General features: G+C 69.7%; 10 protein-coding genes. 3 read left to right on the top strand and 7 right to left on the bottom strand.

Annotated features, from left to right (window positions below; all coding sequences use genetic code 11):
- Positions 1 to 52 precede the first annotated feature (52 nt).
- Complete coding sequence (aroA, locus tag LCL61_RS04885; protein WP_340685728.1) at positions 53 to 1339, top strand: 3-phosphoshikimate 1-carboxyvinyltransferase; 1287 nt, start codon at positions 53 to 55, stop codon at positions 1337 to 1339.
- Here aroA and LCL61_RS04890 read toward each other — a convergent pair.
- Genes LCL61_RS04890 through LCL61_RS04910 form a run of 5 tightly spaced genes read right to left on the bottom strand, consistent with a single transcriptional unit; the run spans position 1336 to position 2935 of the window.
- Entirely contained in the window at positions 1336 to 1632 is a 297-nt protein-coding gene (locus LCL61_RS04890) for a hypothetical protein (RefSeq protein WP_340685729.1), read from the bottom strand. The genes aroA and LCL61_RS04890 overlap by 4 nt on opposite strands.
- Complete coding sequence (locus LCL61_RS04895) at positions 1610 to 1798, bottom strand: hypothetical protein (RefSeq protein ID WP_340685730.1); 189 nt, start codon at positions 1796 to 1798, stop codon at positions 1610 to 1612. Before LCL61_RS04895 ends, LCL61_RS04890 begins: the two co-directional genes overlap by 23 nt.
- Positions 1786 to 1917, bottom strand: a complete 132-nt coding sequence (locus LCL61_RS04900; protein WP_340685731.1) for a hypothetical protein — start codon at positions 1915 to 1917, stop codon at positions 1786 to 1788. The genes LCL61_RS04895 and LCL61_RS04900 overlap by 13 nt, the downstream gene beginning before the upstream one ends.
- Positions 1914 to 2234: a hypothetical protein gene (locus LCL61_RS04905; protein ID WP_340685732.1), complete on the bottom strand. Its 321-nt coding sequence runs from the start codon at positions 2232 to 2234 to the stop codon at positions 1914 to 1916. The genes LCL61_RS04900 and LCL61_RS04905 overlap by 4 nt, the downstream gene beginning before the upstream one ends.
- A 23-nt stretch (positions 2235 to 2257) precedes the next feature.
- The gene (locus LCL61_RS04910) at positions 2258 to 2935 is read right to left on the bottom strand and encodes a GntR family transcriptional regulator (protein ID WP_340685733.1); all 678 of its coding nucleotides are present in this window, start codon (positions 2933 to 2935) and stop codon (positions 2258 to 2260) included.
- 149 nt (positions 2936 to 3084) lie between these two features.
- Between LCL61_RS04910 and LCL61_RS04915 the strand changes: the two genes are divergently transcribed.
- The gene (locus LCL61_RS04915) at positions 3085 to 4527 is read left to right on the top strand and encodes an NCS1 family nucleobase:cation symporter-1 (RefSeq protein ID WP_340685734.1); all 1443 of its coding nucleotides are present in this window, start codon (positions 3085 to 3087) and stop codon (positions 4525 to 4527) included.
- Positions 4527 to 5237 (top strand): aspartate/glutamate racemase family protein, encoded by a 711-nt coding sequence (locus LCL61_RS04920; RefSeq protein WP_340685735.1) that lies wholly within the window; start codon positions 4527 to 4529, stop codon positions 5235 to 5237. Before LCL61_RS04915 ends, LCL61_RS04920 begins: the two co-directional genes overlap by 1 nt.
- Before the next feature lie 60 nt (positions 5238 to 5297).
- Here LCL61_RS04920 and LCL61_RS04925 read toward each other — a convergent pair whose 3' ends face one another.
- Together LCL61_RS04925 and steA are read right to left on the bottom strand one after the other, a co-directional pair.
- A complete protein-coding gene (locus tag LCL61_RS04925) occupies positions 5298 to 6245 on the bottom strand; it encodes a copper transporter (protein ID WP_340685736.1) in 948 nt (315 codons plus the stop codon).
- Positions 6242 to 7426: a putative cytokinetic ring protein SteA gene (gene steA, locus LCL61_RS04930; protein WP_340685737.1), complete on the bottom strand. Its 1185-nt coding sequence runs from the start codon at positions 7424 to 7426 to the stop codon at positions 6242 to 6244. The genes LCL61_RS04925 and steA overlap by 4 nt, the downstream gene beginning before the upstream one ends.
- Positions 7427 to 7538: the final 112 nt, after the last annotated feature.

Consider the following 7538-nt stretch of genomic DNA (forward strand, 5'->3'; position numbering starts at 1 on the left):
ACCGGCCACGCCGCAAGCGTCCGATGGAGTGGAAAACCGCTACTCTCGCGGCGTGACAGACGCGCACGACACCTGGACCGCACCGGTCGCGGAAGGCCCGCTCGACGCGGACATCCGTGTCCCCGGTTCGAAGTCGATCACCAACCGGGCCTACGTCCTCGCCGCGCTCGCCAGCGCGCCGACGCGGGTGCGGACCCCGCTCGACTCCCGGGACGCGCGCCTGATGCTCGGCGCCATCTACGCACTCGGCGCCCACTCGCAGGGCAGCATCGGCGGCTACCTCGTGCACCCGCTCGGCCCCGGCCGCGTCCATCCCGACGAGACCGTCCGGGTGGAGCTCGGCAACGCGGGCACGGTCGCCAGGTTCACCCCCGCGCTCGCCGCGCTGGGAACCGGCCCGGCGCTGTTCGACGGCGACGAAGCCATCCGCCGCCGTCCCATCGGGCCGCTGCTGAAGGCACTTCGCGACCTCGGCGCCCGCATCGACGACGACCGCCGCGAGGCGCCGCCCTTCACCGTCCACGGCGAAGGCGGCTTGCGGGGCGGCAGGGTCGATCTGGACGCCTCGGCGTCGAGCCAGTTCCTGTCCGCGCTGCTGCTCGCCGGGCCGTCGTTCCAGCAGGGTGTCACCGTGCGCCTCGTGGGCGGCCAGGTGCCGAGCGAGCCGCATATCGCGATGACCGTCGAGATGCTCCGCCGGTTCGGGGCCACTGTGGACCGCGAGGGCGCCGAGTTCCACGTCGCGCCGACACGGCTTTCCTGCCCCGAGTACGTCGTCGAGCCGGATCTTTCGACGGCGGCGCCGTTCGTCGCCGCCGCGATCGCGACCGGCGGCACGGTGCGCATCGCGGGCTGGCCGCAGCGGACGACGCAGCCCGGGGACTGGCTGCGCAGCCTGGCGCCCGTTCTCGGCGCCACCGCCGAACTCGACGCGGCAGGCCTGACGGTCACCGGCAGCGGCACGATTCCCGGCGTCGAACTGGACCTCCACGACGTCGGCGAGCTGACGCCGGTGATCGCGGCGCTGCTGTGCTTCGCCGAGGGACCGTCGGTCATCTCCGGGGTGGCGCATCTTCGCGGCCACGAGACCGACCGGCTGACCGCGCTCGCCACCGAACTGTCGTCGCTCGGCGCCGACGTCCGCGAGACCGAGGACGGGCTGCGGATCACGCCGGCGCCGCTGCACGGCGGGAAGTTCCACACCTACGACGACCATCGGCTGGTGATGGCGGCCGCGGTGCTCGGCCTGAAGGTCGAAGGGGTCGAGGTGGAGAATCCGGGGACGGTCGGAAAGACCTTCCCCGGATTCGCCGAAGCCTGGACCTCGATGCTCGGCTAGGCGAGCCCGCCCGCGAACGGGGTCTCCCGCCACTGCTCGATCATCGGCTTCAAACCTTCCAGCAGCATCGGCAACCCCGGCGCCATCGCCAAGCAGGCCACTCCTTGCAGCATGGCCAGCGCGCCCAGCGCCTTCAGTACTCGTTCGTCCGCCTTGCGCAGCTCGAACAGCTCGGCGGCGGCGTTGTAGGCCGCAATCCCCCGGGGGCCCATGACCGGGAGGTCCAGCTCGGCCGGGGCGCGGTTGACGAGTTCGAAGTCCGAACAGAGTTCACCGTCCGGCGAGGCGATCACGTTGTACGCCGGGGAAGGCCCGGGTGAACGCCGCTTCCGACTCGAACAGCGGCCGGAGCACCTCCCATTCGCGCCGAGCCCGGTCCAGGCCGGCAGGCTCCAGCAGGTCCGGGCGGTCCGCGAGCTGATCGAGACCGTCGGGGACGAACGGGTTCAGACCGCCCATGAACGCCAGGTCGCCGTCGTACTCGCGGAGGCGGCGTGCAACCGGGCGACGATCTCGGCGCCGCGTTCGGGGCCGATCTCGGCTTCCTTGTCGTGCTCGACGAACTGCCAGAACGTCATCGAAAAGCCGTCACGCTGCACGGGTTCCGCCGGCACCAGCGGGCTGGCGGGACGACCGGATGCCCACGCCGCGCGAGCCAGCCGGTCACGGCCAGTTCGCGCCGCTGGTCGATCAGCTGCGTCCGGAGGCTGGTCGTCCGCGGCAGGACGGTCGGCACGCGCACCACCACCGGCAGGGGTGACAAGCGCACGATGACGGAGAAGACGTCGTACAGAACTTCCGGCTCGTCGAAAGCCAGTCCGAGGTCGCGACCCGCAGAGACCGCGGCGGCCACCGCCCGCGCGGTGCGGGCGGCCCGTTGTTCGTCGCTGATCATGACGCGAGTCTGACATGTCCGGTTCACCCGGCGGAGCGTTCTCCGTCATCTTCGGGGAACAGCGCCTTCAGCGTGACCGCCCGGTTCACCCGCACATGCTCGACGGCGTGGGCCCGCGCGCGGTCGGCGTCGCCCGAAGCGATCGCGTCGTAGAGACGGCGGTGCTCGTCGAGCAGTTCGCCCCAGTGCTCGTTCTGGCTGGTCAGCCAGCGCAGCCTGCCTTCGAGCGGGCGGAGGATCTCGTGCAGCAGCCCGTTCCCGGCGAGCGCGACGATCTGGTCGTGGAAGCGGGTGTTGAGCAGAGTGATCCGGGCCGGGTCACCACTTTCGGTCGCGCGGGCGGCGTCGGTGAGCAGCCGTTCGAGCGCGCGGAGTTCCGCTTTGCCCGCCCGTTCGGCGGCCAGTCCGGCGGCGAGTCCTTCGAGTGCCTCACGGACGTCGAACAGCTCCTCGACGTCGGCCTTGGCCAGCTGGCGCACGACGATGCGCCGCGGCGACTGGACGGCGAGGAAGCCCTCGGCCTCCAGGCTGCGGATGGCCTCGCGCACCGGGACCCGCGAGACTCCGAGGTCTTCGGCGAGCTCACGTTCGACCAGCCTGTCCCCCGGCTTCAGCCGTCCGGCGAGGATACGTTCACGCAGCTCGTCGCGGACCCGCTGCCGGGTCGCGGCCAGCGGCTGACGCGGTCCTTCCTCGGCCACCCGACCCCCTCGTTCAATACTGCCGTAACAGCTCGTAACCCGAGTTTATCGGCAGAAACCTTGACGGCGGGCCACTGCGGGGTGATATTTGGGATGCCAAATTTTGGGATACCAAATCGACCGGACGTCCCCGTCGATCGGAGGCCCGCATGACCGCCGCCCCAGCAACCCGGTCCGAAGCGCCTACCACCGAGAACGCCGATCCCCGGCTCTGGAACGAAGATCTCGCCCCGGCGAAAGAACGCCGCTGGAAGGTCTACGACATCTTCGCGCTGTGGATGTCGGACGTGCACAACCTCGGCAATTACACCTTCGCGGCGGGCCTGTTCGTCCTCGGGCTCTCGGCCTGGCAGGTGTTCACCGCGCTGCTGACCGGTTTCGTGCTCATCTACTTCGGCATGAACCTGATGGGCCGGATCGGTCAGAAGACCGGCGTCCCCTTCCCCGTGGTCGCCCGCATCAGTTTCGGCACCTTCGGCGCGAACCTGCCCGCGCTGATCCGCGCGATCATCGCGATCTTCTGGTACGGCATCCAGACCTACCTCGCGTCCGTGGCCATCACGCTGCTCGTGCTCGCGATCGATCCGGGTCTGAAACCCTTGACCGAGGTGGGTTTCCTCGGCCTGCACGCGCTCGGCTGGATCTGTTTCATCGCGCTGTGGCTCGCGCAGGCGCTGGTGCTCACCCGCGGTATGGAGGCCGTGCGCAAGTTCCAGGACTGGTGCGGTCCCGGTATCTGGGTCGTGATGATCGCGCTCGCCGTGTGGATCCTGGCCGCCGCCGACTGGAACATCTCCTTGACCAGCAACCCGAAGGCACTGTCCACAGGGGAGCAGGTACGGCAGTGGTTCGGCGCCGTCGGCCTCATCCTGTCCATCTACGGCACCCTGATGCTCAACTTCTGCGACTTCTCGCGGTTCGCCCCGAACCAGAAAACGGTGCGGCGCGGGAACTTCTGGGGACTGCCGATCAACTCGACGGCGTTCGCGCTGCTGTCGGTGCTGGTGACCGCCGGCAGCCTCCAGGTGTTCGGCGAAGCCATCACCGACCCCGCCGAACTGCTGGCCCGTATCGACAACACCCCCGTGCTGATCATCGGCGCGCTGACCTTCGCGATCGCCACCATGGGCGTGAACATCGTCGCGAACTTCGTCTCCCCCGCCTACGACCTGGCCAACATCTGGCCGAAACGGATCACCTTCACCATCGGCGGGATGATCAGCGCGGTGGCGGCGTTGTGCGTGCTGCCGTGGAAGCTGTACTCCTCCCCCGCGGTGGTCAACTACTTCCTCGGTGGCCTCGGCGCCTTCCTCGGCCCGCTGTTCGGCATCATGATCGTCGACTACTACCTGGTGAAACGCGGCCGGATCGACGTGGACAAGCTGTTCGTGGCCGGCCCCGATTCGCCGTACCACTACAAGCGCGGGTTCAACCCGCGCGCGATGGTCACCTTCCTGCCCACGGCGGCGCTGTCCGCGATCATCGCGCTGGTGCCGTTCTTCGCCCCCGCCGCGCCGTACTCGTGGTTCATCGGCACCGCTTCCGCGGCCGCGCTGTACTTCGCCGTTTCGCGGAAACAGCGGGTCGCGTGATGCGGATCCTGGTCACCAACTGCAACACCACCGAGGCGATGACCAAGGAGATCGAGGCAGGCGCCCGCGCCGCGGCGAGTCCCGGTACCGAAATCCTGGCCAGAACCCCGTTGTGGGGCCCAGAATCCGCGGAAGGCTGGCTGGACAGCTTCCTGAGCGCCGCGGCCGTCCTCGACCTTCTCAACGGGCTGGACGAGCAGTTCGACGCGCTCGTGATGGCCGGTTTCGGTGAGCACGGCCGGGAAGGCGCGCGGGAGCTGCTCGACGTCCCCGTCGTCGACATCACCGAGGCCGCCGCGCATCTGGCCTGTCTGCTGGGAAGACGCTACGGCGTCGTGACCACATTGGACCGGACGTGCGGGCTCATCGAAGACAGCCTGCACGCCGCGGGCGTCGCGCAGAACTGTGTCGGCGTCCTCGGTGCCGGGCTCGGCGTCCTCGAACTGACCGACGAACGCCGGACGGAATCGGCCCTGCTGACCGCCGGACGCCGTGCCAGGGACGCGGGCGCCGAGGTCCTCGTCCTCGGCTGCGCGGGGATGACCGGCCTCGATCGCCGGATCTCGGCGATGCTGGACATCCCGGTGATCGACGGCGTCGCGGCCGCGGTCCGGCTGGCCGAATCCCTGGTGGCGCTGAACCTCAAGACCAGCCGGGCCGGCTCCTACGCCCGCCCACTCCCGAAAACCCGCCTCTGGCCCCGCGTTTAGTCCTCTGAATGCGGTAGTTGCACACGCAAGTACCGCATCCAGAGGACGAAATGCGAAGGGCTAGTTGCCGTCGGCCGCGATACCGGGGGCCGGAGCCTGGGCATTGCCCGCGATGCCGTAGCGGCCCGCGCCGCCTTCGAGCTGCTCGCGCAGCGCCAAGATCGTGGTGACCCGGCCGGCCGCGGTCTCCGCGTTGTCCACAGTGGACAGGATCGAGGTCGACGAGGTGTCGGCGCGGACGACGCCGATCGCGCCGGTGCCGTCGGCGGATCCCGCGTCGCCCGCCAAGACGGTGCCCGCGCCGGAACGGTCCAGCTGCGCGGCGAACCGCGCGATGGTCGACGCACGGTCACCGGCGCCGTCCCCGGTGTACTTGGAACCGGTGAGCACGATCGCGAGCTGCGCGGGCTTCACGTCTCCGCCGGTCTTGAGGAAACCGCCGTCGGTGAGCCCGCCGAGCGCGGCCGCCAGCTCCACCGGCGTGGACTGCGGCTGCGCGTTGTCCTTGTTCAGCAACGCGACCGAGCCGAGCAGAGCGCCGGCGAGGGTGCCGGGGTCGCCCGCGGTCGGGAACTGGACACCGGCGGGCTGGAGCCGCGAGACGACGTCACGCAGCTGATCGGAGCGCATCGGGTCGGAGAACGCCTCGGTCAGCTGGATCTCCCCGGTGACGGCGGCACCCGCCTGGCCGACGAGCTGCTTGAGCGCGTCGCGATCCGCGGGCTTCGCGTCCTCTGTGGTCACCAGCACCACCGAACGCTTGTCCAGCTGCCCGGCGACGACCTTCGGCCCCATCGCGCCGGCGAACGCGTCCGCGTCGCCGAGCCTGGCGTTGAGCGTGTTGCGCTGTGCCTCCAGATCCGCGACCTGGGAACCCAGATCCTCCTTCTGGCCGGCGAGACCCGAAAGCAGGGCACCGTTCAGCGCCGTGGACCCGAGCACCACCCCGAGGGCGAGCGCCAGGAAGCAGGCGGCGATGGAAACGATGTGGTACCGCAGTGAAATCACGTGAAGAGTCCCTTGCCCCAGGCGATGAACGAGTTCCAGGTGTCTCGGATCCAGTCGAGGTAGACCGAACCCACGTCGGACACCAGCAGTGCGGCCGCGACGGCCACCAGGGTCGCGACGACCAGCAGGACGATGGCGCCGATGGACACCCGGCTGCGGTGCAGGGTCGCGACCGCCTTGCCGTCGACCAGTTTCGTGCCGAGTTTGAGCCGGGTGAGGAACGTCGACGGGTTCGAGCCGGACCGGCCGTGGTCGAGGAACTCCCGCAGCGTCGCCTGGAATCCGACGGTGACCACCAGGCTCGCCTCGTGCGCGTCTGCCAGCAACAGCGCGAGGTCCTCGGCGTTACCCGTCGCGGGGAAGGTGACCGCGCCGATCCCGAGGTCCTGGATGCGCTCGACACCCGGCGCGTGCCCGTCCGGCTGCGCCGGGACCACGACCTCGCCACCACTGCGCAGGGTCTCGGCGCCGATCCCGTGCGGGTCGCCGACGATGACGTCCGGCTGATATCCCTGCGCGCGCAGCGTGTCGGCCCCGGCGTCGACACCGATCAGCACCGGCCGGTGCTCGGCGATGTACTTCTTCAGCTTCTTGAGGTCTTCGGCGTGCCCGTTGCCGCCCGCGACCACGAGGGCGTGCCGGTCCTTGAGCGGCACCCGGATCTCCGGGACACCGACACCGTCGAGGATGAGGCTGCGTTCCCGGCGGAGGAATTCGATCGTGTTCGCGGAGAACGCCTCGAGCTGGGTGGACATCCCGGCCTTGGCCTCGATCATCTGGTCCGCGACGCTTTCCCGCGTCTGCTGGACACCCGAGCCGAGCTGCCGCTCTCCGATGTAGACGACGCCTTCGTGCAGGCGGAGTTTCGTGCCGTCCTTCACCTTGCGCAGCAGTTCACCGCCGACCGAATCGACGAGCGGGATCCCGGCCTCGAGCAGGATCTCCGGGCCCAGGTTGGGGAAACGGCCGGAGATCGAGGGCGAGGCGTTCACCACCGCCGCGACTTCGGCCTCCACCAAGGCATCGGCCGTCGACCGGTCGAGGTCGAGCTGGTCGAGGACAACGATGTCGCCGGGGCTCAGCCGGCGGAGCAGCTCGCGCGTACGCCGGTCGACCCTGGCGACGCCGGTGATCCCGGGGAGGGTCTCTTGGTTACGCGAGAGCAAGCCGGTGAGCTTCATGCGACCGATAGTGACAAATTCGCGCGGCCTTCCGTGTCCGCCACGCCGATGGAAACACGCCGGTCTCGTTCCGCGTCGACCCGCGCCTCCCCCGTGCTCTCCCCGCCGTCGG

Source organism: Amycolatopsis coloradensis (assembly GCF_037997115.1).
Lineage (GTDB): Bacteria > Actinomycetota > Actinomycetes > Mycobacteriales > Pseudonocardiaceae > Amycolatopsis > Amycolatopsis coloradensis_A.